Origin of the sequence: Streptomyces sp. NPDC093795, assembly GCF_044764665.1 — a bacterium.
Taxonomy (GTDB): domain Bacteria; phylum Actinomycetota; class Actinomycetes; order Streptomycetales; family Streptomycetaceae; genus Streptomyces.
In genome coordinates this window covers 405,952-426,823 of record NZ_JBIWIO010000003.1, presented here as the reverse complement: position 1 = coordinate 426,823, position 20,872 = coordinate 405,952, and the positions used below count along the sequence as shown (strand labels likewise).

Genomic DNA, 20,872 nt, shown 5'->3' with positions numbered 1-20,872 from the left:
GTCAACAGGGGCTGCGCCAGACGCCCAGCTCCAACTCCTTCCGCATCGACGACAGCCGCAGGGCACGGGAGTCCGGGCAGAAGGAGGCCTTGGGCTCCTCGTACTCCACGTGGAAGACCGCCTTCCCCGCCGCGACGAACGGTTCGAGCAGGGCGCACTCGCCGAACTGCGCGCACTCCTCGTTGACCGCGAAGTCGAAGGGCCGCACCAGTTCGGGGATCTGGCCGAGGTCGTTCTTGAGGCCCACGGCCAGACCGCGTTCGTGCGCGATGGCGGCGATCATCCGGTTGTACCGGAGCTGGTCGCCGGCCGTCAGCGGGAAGCCCGTGTCGGCCGCATATCCCTCCATCAGGTCCGGCTCCACCGCGTCGAACCCCTTGTCCCGGCACATGTCGAAGCGGCGTTCCATGAGGGGGCGCAGGAGGTCGACGCGGCGGATGTCCAGCCAGCGTTCACCGTGCCAGCCATTGGGTCCGCCGAGGAGGGAACGGGGAAAGGCGTCCCGGTCGGGGCGGTAGTCCTCCCAGGCCCCGACGTTGATGTAGCAGATCACCTTGCGGTCGTCCCGGTGCAGCCGTGCCACGGTGGCGGCGTTGTTCTCGAAACCGTCGATGTCGTAGACGGAGACGTCGACGGACGGGTCCACCGTGCCGTCGAGCTGCCATTGCCAGGTCAGACCGGGCCGCGGCCGCCACCGCCGGTCGGCCGGGGTGCCGGTCGCGGCGCCGGTCGGCCGGGCGGTGGTCGGGCTTGCCCTCGGCCCGGCGGCGGTCGGCCCCTCGGTAGGCGGCCCTCCGGCGGTCGGCCCTGGTGTGGTCGGCCCGGCGGTCGGTCCGGTCGTGGCCTCGGGCGTACGGGCCGAGGCGGCCGACCCGGCCGAGAGCGGGGTCGTGGGGCCGGTCGCGCTGGGAACCGAGCCGTCGGCCCGCCGGTCCGGGGCGGAGGAGCACGCGGCGAGAAGGACCGGCAGGAGAAGCACGGCCGCGTCCGCGAGCCTGCGTACCAACTCCCGCACCGGCACCGCTTCCCCGCCGCCCACGTTCAGTACGGGTGGCAGCGCCGCCGGGGCCGTGACCGCGAGTTCCACCGCGCGTGCCACATCACGCACGTCCACGAAGTCGCGGTATGCGGACAGATCCCCGAGCCGCAACTCGGTCCCTGTGAGGGGACCTTCGCCCGGTCTGCCGCCCGTCCCCCCGTCCGGTACGGTCCAGGATCCGGCCCCGCCCCCCGACGCGGAAGCGCCTTCGGCCTCGGCCTCCACTCGGTGAGCGCCGCCAGGGCCTTCCGCACACGGAGAAGTTCTCCTCTGAAGGCGCTGGCGCGGAGGAGTGGCCAGGTGTCGGTAAATTCCGTCTCGATGGAGGCGGCGAGATCGTTGTTGTCGTAGTCCCAGGTGGATGCGACGAAGAACTCTCCCGCCCAGGGAGAGGTGAGGAAGTCGTTGTCGGTGTCCATGGCGATCACGGAGGCCAGGAACTCGAACCGGGGGCATGCTTCGCGGTAGGTGATGTCGCTGGACTCGACGAGGCGGAAGGGCTCGCGCAGCGTGTCCTTCACTCAGTTGTTGTTCTGGGGGAGAGGTCGCTCCCGTTCCCGGCCGGGTGCATGTAGTTCATGCCGTCGGTGCTGAGACCCCGGGTGGGGTTGAGGTACCAGGCAGGCCCCTGACGGGTGTGTCCGGAGTGGGGGATAGCCCACTCCGGGCCGTGAAGGGCGGTAGCCAGCAGTTCCTCGCGGCGGCTGTGGTCACCGGTAGGAAGCAGGGTGTGTGAGCGGACAGGGTTTGTTGGGCCGGGGCTTTGACAGCGTGCCGCGGGGCTCGGATCACCGTTTAGTGGTTATGTGGATGATTTCGAGGGTGAGTCACACGTTGTGTCTGGTTTGAGTCGCATTTCTGATGCTGTTCGTGTCGAGCTGCACGGTCGTTGTGGCGTAAGTGGTGACGCTGTTCCGTTGAAAGCGGGTGCCCTCGCGTGCCGTCCCGGGGCCTTGCATGCTGACGCAGCCGCCCCAGCGCAGACGTCCCGCGCCGTCGGCTGGAGTCGAAGGGCGCGGGTCGGGGCCCGCCGCCGTGGGTCCGAAGTTCCCGTGGTGATGCGCCTACATCCTGTGCGGCGTTTTTCGGGGCCGCACCGCAGGAGCCCTATACAGCGCGGTGTGCTTTATGCGGGGACACCCGCAGCTGCGCCCTTGCCGGAAGGGGTCGGCCGGTGGACTGGCGGGCGCGTTCCAGGGGTCCGTCACACGGCGCCTGCAGGACGTGGCCGGGCTCGGTGTCGGGGGTGAGGGTGAGGTCGAGGTGGGCTTCGGGATGGCGGGAGGAGCCGGTCATCCGTGCGCGGGCCTGCTGGACGCCGGGCAGGTGCCGGGCGTCGGCTGTCAGAGCGTCGCTGAGGGCACGCTCGCCCAGTTCCACTGCCTCCACGGGGTCTGCGCCGACGGGTGTAGGGCCGGGATGAGTGCGGCGCAGTTGTGCCAGCAGCCACCACAGGGCGAGCAGGACGACGATGGCCAGAACGGCGATGACCGCAGGCCACCACCATCCCTCGCCGACCCAGCGCGTGCGGTCGGCATCATCGAGCAGGACACCCTGGGGAGTGGTCAGGGGCCAGCCGTCGGGTGGTGTCATGCGCCAGCGCCGGTAGAGGTCGAGACTGCCTGCCAGGATCAGGAGGCCGGTGCCCAGCAGGAGAATTCCGGCCAGGGCCAGCACGACTCGGTTGACTGCGGATTTCCTCTTCATGGAATCCCATCCCTGTCTCTCGCTCGGCAGCAGGCATGCCCAGGCGTGTGCTACTTGCGGCGTGGGCGCACCTTGACGGTGAGCCGAGGTGGACGCGCGAGGGCGAACCGGTCGAGTTCCGCCCGGAGAGCGACCAGGAGGTCGGCCTTGACATCGGCGGGGGCGCGGTAGCGCACGTCCGCGCGCGCCCCGATGCGGTGGTGGAGGATCCGTATCCTGGCGGCGCTGACACCGGGGACGCGCATCGCTGCATCCCGCAGCAGGAGTTCTGCGCCGGCGCGGTCCAGCACGGCGTGCGTCTGGGCGTCGGGGGTTTTCAGGGGAAGCTTGTGGCGCAGACCATGGGTGAGTGCCATGACGAGCATCCAAAGACCGAGGACGGCGATGACGGCGGCACCGACCTGTATCCAGATGTCGTGCAGTGGGCGGGTGGCCAGTTCATCGGCCAGGCGCGTGCGCCAGGCCTCGGCAGTCTGGCCGGCGCGGACCCTGACGACGTCGAACAAGAGGATGCCTGCCGCGGCCCCGATGAGCAGGGCCGTGAGCGCGGCGGGTATCCGGCGCGCGGACCAGGGGCGGGGAGTCGGCCGGCCTTCGGCCGCAGGCTGTTTGGCCAGTTGCTCCACCGTACGGGAGGTCACCTCGTCGGCCGCGGTGAGCTGCTCCGTTGCGGCTGGGGGTTTTGGGTCGCGTTCCATGCCGGCTCTCCTTCCCGGGGGGAATGCGCTCCGGTTCACTGCACGCGCCGGCGTTCCTGGCCATCTGCGGAAACCAGGTGCTCGATGGCAAGGGTCACCTCTGTGACGCGCATCCCCGTGAGGCGGGCGACCCGCTCGCTGATGTAGTGCTGCACCTGCCGGGAGGCGGTGGCGAGGTCTGTCGGGTAGGGCAGGCCCACGGTCAGCGTCAGCCGTGCCGATCCGCCGCCGATGGTCGCGGAGGCGTGCGGAGCCGTCAGTTTCGCGTGGGCGGCCGAGGCACCTGGGTGCGCGGCCAGTGCCTCCTTCGCGGGCGGGCCGCGATGCGGGCGACCACCTTCTCCGGAATCACGGTGGCACCGCGCTCGGCCGGTGGCAGGACCGCCGCCTGGGTGGGGGCCGCCGCGCCGGGCAGGGCAGCGCCGGGCTGCGTTGTCACTGCCGGTCCCGGGAACGGGTGAAGTCGGACATCTCGAGGTCACCCTGAATCATGAGGCCGATGATCAGGCCCACCAGGCCCAGGAACGCCACGAGCAGGAACGCCCAGAAGCCGCCGAAATAGGCGGCGAAGCCCAGGGCCATGCCGGCAAGCAGGCCCACGGTTGCTGCGCTCATCTCACTCACCTGAACTTTCACGTCGGTCGTCTTTCGTCCCGGTGGCCTTGCCGGGTCGAGGGGTCACTGCACGCGGCCCGCGGTTTCCTCGTCGTCCTCCTCGTCGGGCAGGTGGACGTCGTCGACGGCGATGTTCACTTCGACGACTTCAAGGCCGGTCATGCGCTCCACAGCCGTGATGACACTGGTGCGGACGTCGCCGGCGATGTCCACGATGGCGACGCCGTACTCCACGACGACGTCGAGATCGACGGCGGCCTGCCGCTCACCCACCTCGACCTTCACGCCGCGGGACACGCTGGGACGGCCGCCGGGAACCTTGTCCGTGACCGCCCCGAGCGTGCGGGCCATGCATGAGCCGAGGCTGTGGATGCCCGGCACCTCACGGGTGGCCATACCTGCGATCTTTTCGACCACGCTGTCGGCGATGGTCGTCCGGCCCCGCGTCTCAGGCGGGGCCCCGGCTCCTGCCTGACCCGCGAGGGCCTTACCCGCAGAGCGTGGCGTCTTCCCGCCCGCGGTGGGGTTGACGGTGTCCGACATGAGGACCTCCCCATGATGTCGATCCGGGCGCGCCGGTGCGGTGCCCTCAATGTTTTAGACACACCGCACGGACATTCCTCACGCTCGCAGCCGTACCATCGAGGAGGGCGTACGCGGGCCGCGATTCTGCGGCAGGAAGCGAGCGGCGGATGCGCAACCGGACGAGCCCCCCTCCCCCACCCCGCACAGGTTCCCCCCTGCGGTCGGGCTCGGTGCACGCCGTCGCCGCTGCGGCCGATCAGGACACGTCTATCGGCCTGGACGACAGTGTGCTGGTGGCATGGGCGTGCGACGGAGATGAAGAGGCCTTCGCCGTACTGGTCCGGCGGCACAGCAGCCGCTTGCTCGCCCTCGCCCAGCATCGGCTCGGCGACCGCGCGGACGCCGAGGACGCGGTTCAGGACTCCTTCCTCAGCGCCTGGAGGCAGCTGCCGGAATTCCGGCACGGCGCCTCGTTCGGCACGTGGATGTACCGCATCGTGACGAACCGCTGCCTCAACACCCTGCGCCGCCGGCCCCACCCACTTCCCCTGGACACCGTTCCGGAACCCGCTGCCGGGCTGCCAGCGGCTACGCCGGGAACGGCGACGCGGTTGCTTCGGCCGCGGTTCGCCAGCTGTCTTCCCGGTGGGGATGCGGTCATCCTTCGCTCAGCTCAGCCCTTTCGCCGCTCGGTACGCGGGAGGGCTCCAGCACGGCGTTGACTTCTACGTCGACGGTGGTGACGGCGAGACCAAGAACGTGCTCGGCTGCGTGAAGTACGGCTCGGCGTACCGCTTCGGCGCGCTCTCGCAGCGGCTTGTCGAGTTTGGCCGCGATCGAGATGGCGACGGCATGGGCGGCGCGGTTGCCGTTGGACGGGGTCAGACGGCAGCTGGCTGTGCGGGCGCCGGGTACGGTGTCGGCGGCCCGGCGCAGAACTTTGGCGCTTTCTGTGATGCGCAGGTCGTGATCGGGGCCGGCCGGTCGCAGGAGGGTGCCCAGCCGTACCTCGGCGCGGAGAGCGCTGATGATTCGGTTGGCGAGGCTGTGGCTGTCGGGTCGTTCCTCGGCGCGCAGAGCACGGGTGGCCCGGTCCAGCGCTGTCAGCCTTTCGATGGCTTCGCGGCAACTGGGGCAGTGTCTGGTGTGCGGATCTGTCGTGTCGGCGGGGGTGCGGGCTTGTTCCCAGGCGCGGCCCAGGTGGCGTCCGCAGGGCAGGAACTCCGCGCCGGGAAGCATGTCGGCTTGTCCGCGCAAGGGTGCTTCGGTGTTCGTGGCGCACGCGTTTTCGGGCTGGTCGCCGGAGGCCAGGTGGTCGTCTTCTAGCGCCGTGGGCGCATCGCCTCCATCAGTATGCGTCGTGCGCGAGCGAGTCTGCCGCGTACCGTTTGTTCGCTGCTGCCCACCACGTGGGCGATTTCGTCGTAGTGCAGGCCGTGCAGTTCCCGCAGGACCCAGCACGCGCGAAGCTCGGGGCTCAGTCCCAGTAGCGCTCGCGTCATGGCGGCTGTGGCTTCGTCGGCCTCTGCCACTCGAGGTGGTGAGCTGCCCGCGTCTGCACACCACGCGACAAGTCGGCGGGCATGCGCTGCATCCCGCACGCTGGCGACCGCGTCGTAGATGTCCGTCACGCGCCGATCCAGGCGCCGGAGCCACGGGTCCGACGCCGCATTATGCGACGCCTCGGAGGGAACAATCTCGCTTGCGCCAGCTCCCGGCCGGCACTGTGCCGCTATCCCCCGGGAGGCGCTGCAAGCCGCATCCAGAATCAGCAGAAGGCAGAGTAGCCACCTGGCCGCGGGGAGAAGACCGGTAGCGTTTTCCGATTTGGGGGGATAATTCGCTTAGGGTGCCCGTCCGGGGGTACGCACTGGGCAGCTTCTTTACAGACCACACCAAGCGGCGGTGTGGGAGGTGGCAGACATGGCGGCTGGCAAGAAGGTCAAGAACGCGGTCAAGAAGACCAAGGGCAAGCTGAAGGAAACCACGGGCCAGGCTGTCGGCAACGAGAGCCTGGAGGCGAAGGGGGCCCGCGAGCAGATGGCGGGCGATGCGAAGCAGACCATCCAGAAGGCCAAGGACACGCTCAAGCATTGACCCCACGCCTTGGAGCCCCGGTACCAGGGACTTCCAGGAAACCCATAGATAAGGGCCGACGTCTCACGTCGGCCCCTATCGACGGCCGTCCCGATGGCGCGGCCTTGTGGGCGGCTATCGGCGCCGCCGGCGCGGGCGGCTTGGTTCGTCCTCGTCGTCCTCTTGGGGGGCGTCCTCGTCCTGGTACTCCTCCTCGTCCGCGTCGCCAGCGTACGTTCCGGGTTCCTCTTCGTTCTCCTCAGGCTCTTCGTCCTCCTCAGGCCGTCCGTCCTCGTTTTCCTGCTCTTCTTCGTCTTCGTACTCGTCCTCGTACTCGAATTCGCCTTCCTCCTCGTCCGTGTTTTCGTCTTCCGCTTCGCTTTCTTCTTCCAGTGCTTCCTCGTGGGTGCGGACCACCTCGCCGTCACGGATCTCGCCGCGCCAGCCTTCGGCCTCGTCGGTGGTGAGCGAGACGTGCCTGAGGAAATGCTTGAGGTCCAGGCGCAGGCGCCGGCCTTGGGCGCGCCACAGGTTGCCGGTCTTCTCGAAGAGTCCGGAGGGGTAGTACTCGACCACCGCGATGATGCGGGTCAGCGTTGGCGTGATCTCGTGGAAGCTGACGCAGCCGCGTGTGGTGCCCTTGGGGCCTTCGGAGGTCCATACGATCCGCTCGTCCGGTACCTGCTCCTGCACGGTGGCCTTCCAGCCGCGTGTCGACGGCCCGACCTTGACCTTCCAGTCGCTGGTGGTGTCATCGTTGCGGGAGACGTCGCGTACACCCTTGGCGAAGCCGCTGAAGTCCTCGAACTGAGTCCAGTGGTCGTACACGGTGCGCAGCGGCAAGCCGACATCGAGGAACTCGATGATGTTGATGACCTTGCCGCCGCTCTTACGGCCCTTTTTGCCCTTGCCGAACATCTGGGAGGCGGCGTCGGTCACCTTGTCCTTGAGTCCGCTCAGGCCCTGGCTCATCATCGCCTTCATAGGCGAGTCGCCCTGCAGCATCCGCCCCCCGATGCCGACGATGTCGGACAGCTTCCCGTTGCCTTGCGCCACGTCCTGGAGCTGACCTGTCACATCACCCAGCTTGTCCGACGCCTTGTCCGCGAGCTGCCCGGCCTGGGTACCCAGGAACGTGGTCAGCTCTTCGAGCAGCTGGTCCAGCCCGGACTTGGGCTCTTGCGCGCTGGCGCGGTCTGGCTGTGCCATGACCTACCTCCGCGTGGACGGCTTGCGGCCCGGCGTTTTCTTCGCCGCAGTCTTCTTGGCTGCCGTTCTGCGTGCCGGAGTGCGCGCTGCGGTCTTCTTGGCGGCTGTCTTGCTCGCCGGACCGCGCGCCGCGGTCTTCTTCGCCGGGGCCTTCGTCGCTGTCTTCTTGGCCGCAGTCTCGGAGGGCGCGGTCTTCTTCGACGGGGTCTTCGCCGTCGGTGCCTTCTTCGCCGCGGTCTTCCGTGCCGGGGGCGGCGGCTCGGAGGGCGTCGAGCGGCGCGCCTTTCGAGCGGGTGCGTCCTGGGTAGCCCTGGCTCGGGGCCGGCCGCGCCTGCGGGGCGGGGGTTCCTCCTCAGGTTCCTCTTCTTCCTCGGTCTCCTCTTCCTCTGCCTCCGGCTCGTAGGGGTCCTCCGCTTCGTCCTCGTACTCCTCGGATTCTTCTTCCTCCTCGTCTGCCTCAGGCTCCTCGGAGCTCTCTTCGGCTTCCGGCTCCTCGTAGCTCTCCTCGTCCTCCTCCTCGTCCTTGTCCTCCTCGGGTTCCTCCTGTTGCTCCTCGTCTTCCGTTGCGCCGAGGCTGCCCAGTTCGGCGGTCCGCTGGTGCAGAGAGCCGGCGAGGTCGGCGAGCTTGCGGTTGGCCGCAGCTGTCAGAGCCTTCTTGCCCGCATCCAGGGCTTCACCGCGAAGCTGGTCGCTTATCTCAGCGAACTGAGGCGTCTCCTTGAGCTTGGTGAGGCCCTGCGCCATGAGCTGGCCGGGCTCGAGACCGAAGCGTCGGCCGGCGAGGTAGGTCGCCGCGGTGAACGCGAGGCGGCCCTTTTTTGTCCGACCGAGTACGTAGCCCCCGGCCACGGCGGCCGCGAGCGCGATTTTGGTCGTGTTCTGCATGAGCTGCTGTCCCTTCACCAGGGCGCTTGCGGGCGGCACGACGCTGCCCAGGAACACCGGCTGGGTGGGTCTGCGGATGTGCCGGCTGCTGTCTTGATGGCGCCGGCCGAAGTACGCCCCGCTCGGGAGGCCTGTACGCCGCCTACCCCCGATGCAGAGCATATTTCCCTATATGTAGAGATTGTAGGTACTGCAAGCGGTATGCCCCAGCGGAGCGTCCGATGGCCGCAGAACCGACAAGACCGCGCAGAACCCGTCCTCGCGCAACCGAAGAAGACGTCGAGACACAGGACAAGGCCCCCGCACCTCCGCGAAGCGGAAGGCGGGAGTTCCCAGCGCGGCTTCGGCGATGCGTTCAGCGACCGTCCAGCTGGCCCAACTGCTGGGCCGCACCCCCGACTCCACCTTCTCCCTCAAACCGACCGAGGACGGCTGGCAAGCCCAGGTGGAAGTGATGGAACTGGACCGCATCGGTGAGTGAAGAACGCGAACACCCCCCAGCGGCCACCCCGCCACCCACCCCCGCCCCCAGCACCCGCTCTGGAGGGCGTCACGACACCCTTGTCCCAAGCGTTCCGGCTGCTCCAGACACCCCCCACCCCGCACGAGGCAACCCCACGCCCAGCCCACCGCATGTACACCGACCGTGACACGGTCGAAGAAGACCTCCTCAAGCTCGTGCTCACCCCGGTCGAACTCCTGCGCCAGCTCATCGAGCGCCAGGCCATGCGCCGCGTGGACGCAGGAGACCTCACCGACGAACGGGAAGAGGAGCTGGGAGCCACACTCCTTGCCCTCCACGACCGCCTGGCCGACCTGTACGCCCAGCACGGCTACGCACTGGAGGACCTCAACCTCGATCTCGGCCGGCTGGGCCCCTCCTGCCGCCCCGCACCTAGCGCAACCTCCCGGCCCACCGACCCCATCTGCGGCGCACCGCTCATACACCTCATAAGGCACGGCGGTAGTGCCGCCATCCCCGGCCTCCGCACTGCGCACCACCCCCGCTGCTCGCCTCGGCTACCTTCCATCGCTCGGGCCGTTTGGAGCAACTCCGCTGGCAATCGGTGGCAGCCCCGGCGGACGGTGGCAGCAGCGCTGCTCTATACGACGACGGCGCCTCCGCCGCATGCCGTAGGGAGCCCCATGACGTCCGAACGCAACACAGTCCTGCGCAGCCTCCACGATGTCGGGCTCGCCGCTTGGTTCGGCGGCTCGCTGATGGGCGCAGTCGGCCTCAACGGCGCAGCAAAACACCACTCCAGGTCATGGAAAGAAAACGCGTCACTCGCCAGCTCCGGTTGGGCCAGGTGGACACCAGTCAGCGCTGCCGCGATCAGCATGCACCTGGTCGGCGCCGGCGGACTGCTCGGCGCCAACGCTGCCCGTGTCGCCACCCAGCAAGGTGTCGCCTCCTCCACCTTGGCCAAGACCGTCCTCACCGGCGCCGCTCTCGCCGTCACCGCCTACGCCCGGACGCTGGGCAAGAAAATCGAGCTGGTCTCCGTCGGCCTCCCCCAAGACGCAGAAGACGCCGAAGGCCGCCCCTACGACACGGTCAAAGCCGAACGTCAGCTTTCCTACGCCCAGTGGGCGGTCCCCGCCCTCACGGGCGGCCTGCTGATCCTCAACGCCCTCCACGGCGAACAGCAACGGCCCACCTCACAACTCCGCGACATGTGGCAGCGCGCCAGCCCGCTTGCTCCTCACGTACCGCACGTGCAAGACGTCCAGAATTGGTACCGCACACGCTGAGGCGGCCCCAGCCGGCCTCACGGGAGCTACCTGCACGCACTGGTTTACGGACCGATCCCGCAGCCAGCCATAGCGAGCCAGCCCGGGGCGCCTCGGCGTGCGAAATGCAGCCAGCTGCGCCGTCGGCGATGATTCTCGCGTGCCAGCGGCAGAAGTCGAGTTCCGTGGACTGCCGGACCCGGGCCGGTATTGCTGCGTCCGACCGAGGGAGAGCACCAGCCCGGCTCCGGGCGTGCAGCCGCTCAGCGGGCAATCATCACAGCACGGGCCCTCAGAGCCCGGGTTCACGACGAGGTCGAAGCCGGATAGCCGGCGTGCCGGTGAGCGCACCACTGACGCAGCCGCGGCCGATACGGCCGGGATGGAGAGGCACCCGATGACCAGCCAGCATGACAGCAACGAGTCTTCCTCTCCTTCTGGAGAGCAGCCAGAGGCCGAGCCCCACCAGGAAGAACCCGGCCCGGCCGATGAACCGTGGGCCGGAACCGACGGCAAGCCCACGGCCAAAGAGAGGACCGCCGCGATCAAGGAACACACCATCGCCGCAGCCAAACAAGCCACCGCCCAGGCCCGGGCGAAAGCCGGCCACGCGACCGAACTGGCAAAGAGCAAGACACCTGAGCCGCTCCTGCATACCGCGACCCAAACCGCCTCGCACGTCCGCGACACCGCCTCGCGAGCCGGACACCTCGCAGCCGACAAGACCCCCTACGCCGTCCGTGAAAAGGCTACTCAGGCGGCGCACGCCGCAGGGTCCAAGTGGGCCCCGCTGCTCTCGGCGACAGCCGCCTTCCTCGTCTTCGTCCTCGTGCGCCGCCGGCGCAACCGCTAAAGGCTTCCCAGATCCGCGAAGCAACCGCTGCGACCGCCCGTGCACGCCAGGGCGGGCGACCCGCTGAGCTGTGAGGAGCGCCATCATCAACCGCAGACCGGAAGCAGAGGAGGAGCCCCGTGCCCACTGTAAATATTCATGCGGGCGCAGCCGTCCTTCTCGCCGCGGCTACTGTCGCGGCCCGATGGCGGAACCTGCACGGATGGAGCGCCCCCGCGCTTCGGCCCGCTACGATCGGACCGCCTACCATCACCGCAGTCAGCCTGGCGGGCGGTCCCGCCGCAGATGGAAACACGGTCAGCCTGACCGGCAGCATCATCTCTATTACCTTCGGTCCCGGCTGCACCGGGATCTGTCCGGCCTGGCCTGCATTGCACCTCCTGCACCGTCACGGATCCGCACCACGAACGTCGCCGTCCAGGCTGTAATCGCGCCGTGTACCAGCCAGGCAGATGGGCGGCCTCGTACAACTACGGCGGCTGGCATCCGCAGCGGGACGACCTTCCAGCTCCAGCTCGCCATATACGGGGTCAGCGCTTGAAAAATCCCTTGCCCTTCTCTTTAAGGCCCCGGCCCCGGCCGCGGCCTTCCAAAGCGGCACCCTTGGCTGCAGTGGTTTCATTGCCAAGGGCATGCGCTACCGTCCTCACGGCCTTCCCGATCACTTGCTCCGCCTTGGCTTTGACTTTCTCGCTGGCATTCATGTCCGCACCTTCCCGTATGCGAGAGGCTTCTACCCGCAGCCGGGGGAAATAGGCGCATGCAGCTGCCCGGGCGGGGACCCGACTCGGTTCAGCGCATGACGACCAGCGTGGCGCTGGCGAGGAGCAGAGCCCCGGCCGGTGACCAGGGCTAGGGGGTGTCTTTCCGATCATCGGATCATTGGTCCGGTCGTGAGGGATGGGGAGATTTCTGACGCCGCGTGGGCGGTGATCGAATCACTGCTGCCGCCTGCCGGTCGGGCTCGTGGCCGGTGGCGGGATCACCGCCAGGCCCTCGAGGGCATCGTGTTCAAGTTCCGCACCGGCCTGCCCTGGAGAGACCTGCCTGAGCGGTTCGGACCCTGGCAGACCGTCCACGAACGATTCGCACGCTGGGCCGCCGACGGCACCTTCGACCGCCTCCTGGCAGCGGCCCAGACACGGGCAGAGGTGGACTGGCTGGTCGCGATCGACTCCACGATCGTGCGGGCCCACCAGCACGCGGTCGCCAAAGGGGCTCGAAGAACGCGGCCTCGTACGCTCCTGCGGCGGGCTGACCAGCAAAATCCACCTCGCCTGCGACGCGCGGGGCCGGCCTCTGGCCTTCCTGGTCACCGCCGGCAACCGCAACGACTGCACACAGGCCGAGACCGTCATCAGCCTGATCCGCGTCCCCGGTCCGGGCCCGGGAAGACCCCGCACCCGGCCCGGCCACGTCTTGCGGACAAGGGCTACTCGGCCCGCAGCTTCCGGACCTACCTGCGGCGGCGCGGGATCAAGGCCACGATCTCCGAGCGCGTCGATCAGCTCGCCGGCCGGAAACGACGCCGTGAACGGCCCTGCGGGTTCGACAAGAGCGTCTACCGGCGTCGCAACGTCGTCGAACGCTGCTTCCACCGCCTCAAGCAATGGCGCGGCATCGCCACCCGCTACGACAAACGTCCCGACCGCTACCTCGCCGCCATCACCCTCGCCGGCACACTCATCTGGTTTCGTGTCAGTAGGGGTGAGGGACAGTGGTGCTTCTGCTTCCGCAGGTGACGCGAACGGACTCGGCTGCCAGCGGCGACTTCCTGGCTGAATGGATGGACCGTGATGACGACCAGACGGCGGGGAGCGTGAGCGGGGCCGTCCGGCCCCATGAGCCCTACATCTGCCAGGCGTCGCAGATACAGGACGGTTTCCACTGCTCACTGTTCTCGGGGGAGGCCATCAGCGTGGCGCGCTCGGCCACGTCCCGGAGCGTCACCGTGTCCCAGTTGGGGAGGTGTGCGAAGTGGTCGAGCGCCTGCAGCAGCTGCGTGGGCGTGGAACTTCTCGACGTCCGATGGCGGAGACGGCTGCAGGAGCCTCGATGGCAGTCCGCCGAATTCACTCTGCCGTCGGGCGCCGAGAGGGACTCGGCACCCGGGCTGGCTGTACCTGCTTGCGTGGTCAGTTGATGGTGACCGTCCTCTGCGCAGTCATGGCGCGGGAGTTACGGGCGGTGGCGAGGGCGTAGAGGCCCGGAACGAGGGTCCAGGCGCCGTTGCTCCACACGGTCAGGTCGTCGGTGGGGATGGTGAAGGTGATGCGCCGGCCGGCTCCGGGGGCGAGGGTGAGTTTCCGGAAGGCGACGAGGCGGCGCTGTTCTGCGGCGGCGGCGGCCGGGAGGGTGGCGTAGATCTGCACAATGTCGGTGCCCTGGCGGTTTCCGTTGTTGGTGACGGTGACAGAGACGGTCACCGACTTGGCGGTGGCGTCGTAAGCGGCTTCGAGCGAGCCGTGGGCGAAGGTGGTATAGGACAACCCGTGGCCGAAGGGGAACAGGGGCTGCTGCCCCTTGGCATCGTAGAAGCGGTAGCCGATGGCGGTGCCCTCGGCGTAGGAGACGGTGGCGTTCGTGCCCGGGTAGGTCGCGGGGGTGGTGCCGGGGCCCTGGGCAGGTCCGACGGGGAAGGTGACGGGCAGTCGGCCGGAGGGGTCGCTGTCACCGAAGAGGACGGCGGCGAGCGCGGTGCCCATGCCGCGACCTCCGTACCAGGCCTGGATGACGGCCTCGACGTCGTTCAGCCAGGGCATCGCGACCGGGCCGTCGGTGTTCAGGACGACGATGGTGCGCGGGTTGACGGCCGCGACTGCGGTGATGAGCTGGTTCTGGTCCCCGGGGAGGGTGAGCTGCTCGTGGTCCATGGCCTCGCCTGCCATGCGGTTGACGAAGACGACGGCGGCATCGGCGGTGCGGGCGGCCTGGACCGCGGCCGGGATGAGGGAGGCGGGCTGCCATCCGAGGGTGAGTCCGCAGGCGGGTCGGCCTGCGGGGTCCGGGTCGGCGCCGGAGTTGCTGTAGGTGATCTCGATAGTGGCGGTCTGGCCGGCGGTGAGCTCGATGGTGCCCTGGATGGGGTAGTCGTGCGTGCCGAGGAAGAAGCGGCGGGTGCCTCGGGAGCCGGAGACGACCGTGACGCCGTTGATTTTCAGGGTGGCGGTGCCGGCCAGGAGGAGGGAGAAGCGGTGCAGGCCCGTGTGGGTCGGCGTCAGGGTGCCAGACCAGGTCGCGGACCAGACCGCGGGGAGGCTCTCGACGGGGGCGCTGGTGAAGTCGATGACACTGTCGGTGCGCGTGACGGCCGGGGTGCCGGTGGGCTGCGCGGAGGCGTAGTAGCGGCCGGTGAGGCCGACGGTCCCGCCGGTGGTGCGCAGGACGGAGGCGGGGACGGCCGGCAGAGGAATGTCACCGGTGGTGCCCTGGGCGTGGGTGACGGTGACGGTGCCGCCCGCGCGGCTCTTCACGGCCTGGAGAGGGGTGGTCCAGGTGCCGGGGTCGACATAGGTGGAACCGGCGACGCCGGTGAGGGCATCGGAGTCGGCGGGGCCGATGACGGCGAGGGACTTGAGGGTGGCGGGCAGGGGCAGAGCCGAGGAGCGGTTGGCGAGCAGGACGGTGGAGGCGAGAGCGGCTTCGTGGGCGAGGCTCTTGTGCTCGGCGGTGCTGACATCCGGGGCCGGGGACGGGGTTGTCGACGAGACCGTTGGCGAACATGGTGACGAGGACGCGGCGGGCCGCGTCGTCGAGCCGGGCGGCCGGGACGGCGCCGTTGGTGAGTGCGCCGGGTGCCAGTTTGACGCCTCCGGGGCCGAGTCCGGCGAGGTCCATGCCCGCCCTGGCGGCGGCGACCTGGTCGTTGCCGGCCCAGAAGTCGGGGACGGTGTACCCCTGCAGGCCGAGCCGGTTCTTGACGTCGTCGAAGAGTGCGGGACTCTCGGTGGCGAAGGTGCCGTTGATCTTGGGGTAGGCCATCATCACCGAAGTGGTGGGCGCGGCGGCGATGACGTGGCGGAACGGCGCCTGGTAGATCTCGTGCAGGGCCCGGTCGGAGACCAGAGTGTCGGTGAAGAAGCGGTTCGCCTCCTGGGTGTAGGCGGCAAAGTGCTTGACGGTGGCGGTGACCTGACGGCTCTGCATGCCGGTGGTGAGGGCGGCGCCGAGGCGGCCGGCGAGCAGCGGGTCCTCGCCGAGGCTTTCGGCCTGGCGGCCGAAGTGCCAGGTGCGGGTGAGGTCGATGGTGGGACCGAGGAGGCTGTTGTAACCCTTGGCGCGCCCCTCGGTGCCGATGGCGACACCGATCCGACGGGCCAGATCCTCGTCGAAGGCCGCGGCCTGGGCGAGCGGGACGGGGAAGGCGGTGACGTTCCGCTCGCCGCGCAGTCCGGCGGAGGCGTCGACCATGGTCAGCGCGGGGATGCCGAGGTGGGCGAGGGCCGCGAAGTCGCAGCGGACGAGCGCCTCCTTCTCGGCCGCCGTCATCCGCGCGAGGACGGCGTCGGCGCGGTCGAAGGCGCGGGGGTCGGTGGCGGCGATTGCCTGAACGGTGGTCATAGGAGTCATAGTGGTGGCTGCTGCTGTGGCGATGGCGGCGGACAGGAAGGTACGTCGGTTCACGGCGACTCTCCGGACGGTGGGGGCGGCGGGTGGGATCCGCCGCATCGGATGCTGCATGGCCGGCTGTAGGGGAATGAGCCGGTTCGATCAGCGTCTCCCTTGAGGGATTCCCGCGTCCCGCGGGGCACCTCCAGGGATTTTCCAGGCGCTCTGGTTTCGGCACCTCACGCGAACCGAAAAGCTATGGCCGTGAATGCCACCGGTCAACCCGTCAGGTTCAGTTAATTCAGCAGACCCACCCTGAGCTGCACATATGACATCCCCTCCTCGACCGATCCAACTGATTCGACCAGCCGTCGACGGGGGTCAACTAAGCAGGTATACGAATATTCGATGGCCGCCATCCACTACATGAATGAAAGAGACCTTCTCTCGATGTGCACGTACCCGGCACGGCTGGAAAGCCATGCCGGGTATCACTTTTTACTTCTGGTGTCGCGAAATTCTTTTCAGGCTGCTGTGGAGGAGAAAAGGGTGTGTGTGCCAGGAGTGAGGCTGCTGGGCTCGTGGCCGGGCACCTCGACGACCCCCGTGCAGTTCGGCGGCACGGTGATCTCGGCCTTCATGCCGTCCGCGGTGGTTTCCCAGAACAGGGAGGCGGTGCCGTGGGGGGTTTCGTGGCAGGTGCGGGCCCAGGTGATGCCGCCCCCCGGCCGGGGCCGGAAAGCAAGGGCCCGGGCGCCGGGCGCGGTGACTTCGATGCCGCCGACGACTCGGTGGAGCCAGTCCGCGACGGCACCGAGGGCGTAGTGGTTGAACGAGGTCATGCCGCCGGGATTGAGGGTGCCGTCGGGACGGAGGCTGTCCCAGCGTTCCCAGATCGTGGTGGCGCCTATGGAGACGGTGTACAGCCAGGAGGGGCAGTCGGTCTGCAGCAGCAGGCGGTAGGCGGTGTCGAGGTGGCCGGTGTCGGTGAGCGCGTCGCAGATGAGGGGGGTGCCGACGAAGCCGGTGGCGATACGGGCGTCGTCCTGGTCGACGAGTTCGGCGAGGCGGTCGCCGGCGGCCTGACGCCGGCCGGGGCCCAGGAGGTTGAAGGCGATCGCCAGGGCGTACGCGGTGGGGCTATCGCTGGTCATGCGGCCGTCGGCGTGGACGTAGCGGCTCTGGAAGGCCGTGGTGATCTCGTCGGCAAGCGTGTCGTATCGGGTGGCGTCGCCGACGTGGCCCAATTCGCGGGCGGCGCGGGCGAGGTGGCGGGCGGAGTGGGCGAAGTAAGAGGTGGCGACGAGGTAGCGGTCGGTGCGGCCCGCGGCGGGGTCGTCCGGCGGGGCGGCAGGGTCGAGCCAGTCGCCGAGCTGAAAGCCGGTGTCCCAGAGTCGGTCGGGGCCGGCGAGCTTTTCGACAAGGTCGACCCAGGCCTTGCCCATGGGGTAGTGACGTCGCAGGAGTTCGAGGTCTCCGAAGCGCTGGTAGAGGACCCAGGGGGTGAGAGTGGCGACGTCGCCCCAGGCGGCTCCGGGCTGGATGGGGGTCCACATCGGTTCGCCGGGGATGACGGGGACGTACCAGGGGATGGTGCCGTCGGGGAGCTGTTCGAGTCCGACGTCGGCGAGCCAGGAGTCGAGCATGCCAGCGCAGTCGTAGAGGAAGCTCGCGGTGGGGGCGAAGACCTGGATGTCGCCGGTCCAGCCGAGCCGTTCGTCGCGCTGGGGGCAATCCGTGGGTATGTCGACGAAGTTGCCGCGCATGCTCCACAGGACGTTCTCGTGCAGGCGGTTGACCATCGGGTCGCTGCACTCGAACCAGCCGGTGCGGCGCATGTCCGTGTGATGGACGCGTGCGGTCACGTCCCCGCGGGTGAGTTCGCCGGGCCAGCCGGTGATCTCCGCGTACCGGAAGCCGTGCAGGGTGAAGCGGGGTTCCCATGTGTACGGCCCGGTGCCGGGCAGGACGAGCGTGTCGGTGGAATGCGCTTCGCGCAGGGGGCGGGTGGCGAGTTCTCCGTCCTGGAGGACTTCCGCGTGCCGGAGAGTGACGGTGGTCCCAGCGGGCCCGTCTGCGGTGATGCGCAGGCGTCCCACGAGGTTCTGTCCGAAGTCGAGCAGATGGCGGCCGTCCGCGGTGCGGGTGATCGAGACCGGCAGGATCTCCTCGGTGCAGCGGACCGGCGGGCCTTCGGGCGCGACGAGGGTCCTGGGGTCTCTGATGCCGGTGCGTACGGGCGTCCAGCCATGCGGCGACGCGTCCGGGGTGGCCCAGTCGGGGTCGTCGAGGCGGGCGTCGAAGGTCTCGCCCTCGTACAGACCGCTGGCCAGGATGGGGCCGACGGCGGCGTGCCAGGTGTGATCGGTGGCGATGACGGTCGTAGTGCCGTCGGTGTAGATGATCTCCAACTGGGCGATGAGGGACTGGTCGGTGCCGTAGATGTTGCGGGTGCCGCCGTCGAAGCCGTACTTCCCCCGGTACCAGCCGTCTCCCAGCCAGGCGCCGATGGTGTTGGCACCGGGCGTGAGGAGGGCGGTGACGTCGTAGGTGCGGTAGCGGAGCCGGTGGGGGTAGACGGTCCAGCCGGGGGCGAGAGTCTCATCGCCGACGCGGGTGCCGTTGATCTCCACTTCGTACAGGCCGTGCGCGGTGATGTAGAGCCGGGCACGCTCGATCGGCTTGTCGTCGGCTCTGAAGTGCTTGCGCACCCGGGCGGGACGGCGTTCCGCCGCGGGGTCTTCGTCCCAGCCGGCACCGACGGGCACCGCGGACCAGTCCCCCGGCGCGAGAAGGCCGGCCTCGACGCAGCTGGGGCGGCTCCACTCGGACGGCTCGCCGTCGGCCGCCGTCCACGTGCGGACGCGGACGACAGCGCGTTCTCGGGAGGCGAGTGGTTCACCGGACCAGGCGACGAAGAGGTGGTCGGGTCCGGTGACGCGGCCGGTTCGGTGGGTCTCGCCGCGGCGTTCGACTTCGATTTCGTAGGCGTGCTGGTCGCCTGCTTCGACCGCGGGTGTCCACGACAGTCGGGGGGTGCCGGTGCCGATGCCGAGGCCGTCCGGGAGGTGCTCGAAGCGCACGGGAGAAGGCTGGAGGGGCTGCAAGGAAGGGGCCTTTCGTGTGCTCGGGAGGGCGGGTCAGGGGCTGGTCAGCCCTTGACCGCTCCCGAGGTGAGGCCCTTCATGACCTTCTGGTTGAGGAAGAGGTAGATCACGAGGGTGCCGAAGACGTTGATGCAGATGGCCGCGAACAGCGGGCCGTACTGGGTGGCGCCGAAGTCGCCGGTGAAGTTGAGCAGGCCGACCTGGATGGTGCGCAGGTCCTGGCTGTTGGTGAAGGTCAGGGCGATGAGCAGGTCGTTCCAGATGAAGAAGAACTGCACCAGGCCGACGGTGAGCAACGCGTTGCGGACCACGGGGAGACTGATGGTCCAGAAGGCGCGCAGGATGCCGGCGCCGTCCAGGGTGGCGGCTTCGAAGAGCTCGCGGGGAACGGTCCTGTAGTAGGTGGCCATCATGAAGACGGTCAGCGGGAGGCCGGTGCCGGTGTAGGTGAGGATCAGCGGCCACAGGGTGCCGGAGAGGCCGGTCTGGAAGTAGATGGTGAACAGCGGCAACAGGATCATCTGGGGAGGGATCATCATGCCCGCGAGGAAGACCAGGAGGGTGAGGTTGCGGCCCTTCCAGACCATGATCTGCAGGGCGAAGCCCGCCGCGGTGCCCAGCAGGAGGATGAGGGCGAGGGCGGGGACGACGGCCAGCAGGCTGTTCTTGACGTAGAGGCCGAGGTTCCCGGTGGTCCACGCCTCGGCGTAGTTGCCCCATTCCCAGGTGGTGGGCAGGCTCCAGGTGGAGTTGTTCAGATAGTCGCTGTTGGACTTCAGCGAGGTCAGGAACATCCAGATCAGCGGGTAGATCTCAATGACGAGGAGTACGGCGACGGCGAGCCGGATCCATAGGCGGCCGCCGGTCCTGCGAACGACGCGGAGGGGCTGCTTGGCCCGCTTGTGGCCGGTGCTGGTGGTCTTCGGCGCGGTGTCGATGGCCATGGCGTTCAGCTCTCCGTGTTGTCGCGCCGCGAGACGCGGTAGACCGCCAGGCTCACCAGCAGGCAGACCACGGTCAGGAGCAGCGCGATGGTGCTGCCGTAGCCGTACTCGCTGTAGGTGAACGACGACTGGAACATGTACAGGGTCAGCGGGGTGGTGCCGCTGCCCGGACCGCCGTTGGTGAGGGCGACGACGGAGTCGAAGACCTTGAGGGTGCCGTTGATGCTGAAGATCAGGGACGACATCAGGACCGGCAGGGACAGCGGCAGGACGATGTGACGGATGAGACGGAGGCCGGAGGCTCCGTCGAGGCGGGCCGATTCGAGGACCTCGTCGGGGATGTCGACGAGGCCGGCGAACAGCAGCACGGCGTAGAAGCCCATGGAGCGCCAGATGTCCATGACGATCAGGACCCAGAAGGCGCTGCCCGCGCTGCCGAAGAAGTCGACGGACTCCAGACCGAAGGCGTTGAGCAGGGAGTTGACGGGGCCGGGCTGCGGGGCGACCTGGAAGAGTTTCTGGAAGAGCAGGCCGACGGCGACGGTGGGCAGGATGACCGGGAAGAAGGCCAGGGTGCGGATGAGCGCGGAGGCCTTCTTGAGGAAGAAGACGTAGAGCAGGGCCAGGAGGTAGCCGGCGATGACCTGGCCGGCGGTGACGATGACCGCGTACTTCAGGGTGAACCACAGGGCGTCGTGGACAGCCGAATCTTCGAGGAGCCGGGTGAAGTTGGCCAGGCCGTTCCCGGTGAAGCCCTCGATGGAGTTGCCCTTGGTGAAGGAGTACCCGAGCGACCACACCATCGGAACGAGCATGATCAGTGTGTAGACGAGGAGTGCGGGACCGAGCAGGATCAGGATCGCCCTGCGGTCACCGAGTACGCGGTGCATGAGTGGTGTCCACTTCGTTGCTGTGAAGGGCTGGCCAGGCGG

Annotated in this window: 19 protein-coding genes and 5 pseudogenes; 7 read left to right on the top strand and 17 right to left on the bottom strand. The window is 68.7% G+C overall.

Annotated features, from left to right (window positions below):
* Position 1: 1 nt before the first annotated feature.
* From ACIRB7_RS10840 to ACIRB7_RS10810, 7 genes and pseudogenes are all read right to left on the bottom strand, one after another.
* Positions 2-970 carry an endo alpha-1,4 polygalactosaminidase gene (locus ACIRB7_RS10840; RefSeq protein WP_403596186.1) on the bottom strand — a complete coding sequence of 323 codons (969 nt, stop codon included), beginning with the start codon at positions 968-970 and terminating at the stop codon, positions 2-4.
* A gap of 117 nt (positions 971-1,087) precedes the next feature.
* Positions 1,088-1,495, bottom strand: a pseudogene (locus ACIRB7_RS10835) (hypothetical protein); the annotation flags it as partial.
* Between the two features lie 651 nt (positions 1,496-2,146).
* A complete protein-coding gene (locus ACIRB7_RS10830) occupies positions 2,147-2,746 on the bottom strand; it encodes an alkaline shock response membrane anchor protein AmaP (protein WP_403595431.1) in 600 nt (199 codons plus the stop codon).
* A 50-nt stretch (positions 2,747-2,796) separates the two neighbouring features.
* Positions 2,797-3,444: a DUF6286 domain-containing protein gene (locus tag ACIRB7_RS10825; protein WP_403595429.1), complete on the bottom strand. Its 648-nt coding sequence runs from the start codon at positions 3,442-3,444 to the stop codon at positions 2,797-2,799.
* Positions 3,445-3,479: 35 nt separating this feature from the next.
* Complete coding sequence (locus ACIRB7_RS10820; protein ID WP_403595426.1) at positions 3,480-3,644, bottom strand: hypothetical protein; 165 nt, start codon at positions 3,642-3,644, stop codon at positions 3,480-3,482.
* Positions 3,645-3,879: 235 nt separating this feature from the next.
* Positions 3,880-4,059 (bottom strand): hypothetical protein, encoded by a 180-nt coding sequence (locus ACIRB7_RS10815; protein ID WP_403595423.1) that lies wholly within the window; start codon positions 4,057-4,059, stop codon positions 3,880-3,882.
* Positions 4,060-4,122: 63 nt separating this feature from the next.
* Positions 4,123-4,602, bottom strand: coding sequence for an Asp23/Gls24 family envelope stress response protein (locus ACIRB7_RS10810; RefSeq protein WP_403595420.1), 480 nt, complete (start codon positions 4,600-4,602; stop codon positions 4,123-4,125).
* Positions 4,603-4,853: 251 nt separating this feature from the next.
* Here ACIRB7_RS10810 and ACIRB7_RS10805 point away from each other — a divergent pair.
* A pseudogene (locus tag ACIRB7_RS10805) lies at positions 4,854-5,189 on the top strand (RNA polymerase sigma factor); the annotation flags it as partial.
* Positions 5,190-5,241: 52 nt separating this feature from the next.
* Here the strand turns inward: ACIRB7_RS10805 and ACIRB7_RS10800 are convergent.
* Together ACIRB7_RS10800 and ACIRB7_RS10795 are read right to left on the bottom strand one after the other, a co-directional pair.
* A complete protein-coding gene (locus tag ACIRB7_RS10800) occupies positions 5,242-5,823 on the bottom strand; it encodes a hypothetical protein (protein ID WP_403595417.1) in 582 nt (193 codons plus the stop codon).
* A gap of 83 nt (positions 5,824-5,906) precedes the next feature.
* The gene (locus tag ACIRB7_RS10795) at positions 5,907-6,086 is read right to left on the bottom strand and encodes an RNA polymerase sigma factor (protein WP_403596183.1); all 180 of its coding nucleotides are present in this window, start codon (positions 6,084-6,086) and stop codon (positions 5,907-5,909) included.
* Positions 6,087-6,507: 421 nt separating this feature from the next.
* On the opposite strand from ACIRB7_RS10795, the gene ACIRB7_RS10790 reads away from it, so the two are divergent.
* Positions 6,508-6,681, top strand: coding sequence for a CsbD family protein (locus tag ACIRB7_RS10790; RefSeq protein WP_403595414.1), 174 nt, complete (start codon positions 6,508-6,510; stop codon positions 6,679-6,681).
* A gap of 114 nt (positions 6,682-6,795) precedes the next feature.
* Here ACIRB7_RS10790 and ACIRB7_RS10785 read toward each other — a convergent pair whose 3' ends face one another.
* Both ACIRB7_RS10785 and ACIRB7_RS10780 read right to left on the bottom strand, forming a co-directional pair.
* Complete coding sequence (locus ACIRB7_RS10785; protein WP_403595411.1) at positions 6,796-7,869, bottom strand: SRPBCC family protein; 1,074 nt, start codon at positions 7,867-7,869, stop codon at positions 6,796-6,798.
* A gap of 3 nt (positions 7,870-7,872) precedes the next feature.
* Positions 7,873-8,754, bottom strand: coding sequence for a histone protein (locus tag ACIRB7_RS10780; protein ID WP_403595408.1), 882 nt, complete (start codon positions 8,752-8,754; stop codon positions 7,873-7,875).
* Between the two features lie 349 nt (positions 8,755-9,103).
* On the opposite strand from ACIRB7_RS10780, the gene gvpO reads away from it, so the two are divergent.
* From gvpO to ACIRB7_RS10760, 4 genes and pseudogenes are all read left to right on the top strand, one after another.
* Positions 9,104-9,235 carry a gas vesicle protein GvpO gene (gvpO, locus tag ACIRB7_RS10775; RefSeq protein ID WP_403595405.1) on the top strand — a complete coding sequence of 44 codons (132 nt, stop codon included), beginning with the start codon at positions 9,104-9,106 and terminating at the stop codon, positions 9,233-9,235.
* Positions 9,236-9,387: 152 nt separating this feature from the next.
* Positions 9,388-9,618 (top strand): annotated as a pseudogene (locus tag ACIRB7_RS10770) (gas vesicle protein K); the annotation flags it as partial.
* Between the two features lie 282 nt (positions 9,619-9,900).
* Positions 9,901-10,509 carry a hypothetical protein gene (locus ACIRB7_RS10765; RefSeq protein ID WP_403596180.1) on the top strand — a complete coding sequence of 203 codons (609 nt, stop codon included), beginning with the start codon at positions 9,901-9,903 and terminating at the stop codon, positions 10,507-10,509.
* 376 nt (positions 10,510-10,885) lie between these two features.
* Positions 10,886-11,341, top strand: coding sequence for a hypothetical protein (locus ACIRB7_RS10760; protein WP_403595402.1), 456 nt, complete (start codon positions 10,886-10,888; stop codon positions 11,339-11,341).
* Between the two features lie 530 nt (positions 11,342-11,871).
* Here ACIRB7_RS10760 and ACIRB7_RS10755 read toward each other — a convergent pair.
* The gene (locus ACIRB7_RS10755) at positions 11,872-12,045 is read right to left on the bottom strand and encodes a hypothetical protein (protein ID WP_403595400.1); all 174 of its coding nucleotides are present in this window, start codon (positions 12,043-12,045) and stop codon (positions 11,872-11,874) included.
* A gap of 189 nt (positions 12,046-12,234) precedes the next feature.
* On the opposite strand from ACIRB7_RS10755, the pseudogene ACIRB7_RS10750 reads away from it, so the two are divergent.
* Positions 12,235-13,083: pseudogene (locus tag ACIRB7_RS10750) on the top strand (IS5 family transposase).
* Positions 13,084-13,476: 393 nt separating this feature from the next.
* Here the strand turns inward: ACIRB7_RS10750 and ACIRB7_RS10745 are convergent.
* The 5 genes and pseudogenes from ACIRB7_RS10745 to ACIRB7_RS10725 form a co-directional block, all read right to left on the bottom strand.
* A complete protein-coding gene (locus tag ACIRB7_RS10745) occupies positions 13,477-14,931 on the bottom strand; it encodes a glycoside hydrolase family 3 C-terminal domain-containing protein (RefSeq protein ID WP_403596177.1) in 1,455 nt (484 codons plus the stop codon).
* A gap of 199 nt (positions 14,932-15,130) precedes the next feature.
* Positions 15,131-15,751, bottom strand: a pseudogene (locus ACIRB7_RS10740) (glycoside hydrolase family 3 N-terminal domain-containing protein); the annotation flags it as partial.
* A gap of 662 nt (positions 15,752-16,413) precedes the next feature.
* On the bottom strand, positions 16,414-18,972 hold the full coding sequence (locus ACIRB7_RS10735; RefSeq protein ID WP_403595397.1) for a family 78 glycoside hydrolase catalytic domain: 2,559 nt from the start codon (positions 18,970-18,972) through the stop codon (positions 16,414-16,416).
* 68 nt (positions 18,973-19,040) lie between these two features.
* A complete protein-coding gene (locus ACIRB7_RS10730) occupies positions 19,041-19,940 on the bottom strand; it encodes a carbohydrate ABC transporter permease (RefSeq protein ID WP_403595395.1) in 900 nt (299 codons plus the stop codon).
* Between the two features lie 5 nt (positions 19,941-19,945).
* Entirely contained in the window at positions 19,946-20,830 is an 885-nt protein-coding gene (locus ACIRB7_RS10725) for a carbohydrate ABC transporter permease (protein ID WP_403595392.1), read from the bottom strand.
* Between the last annotated feature and the right edge of the window lie 42 nt (positions 20,831-20,872).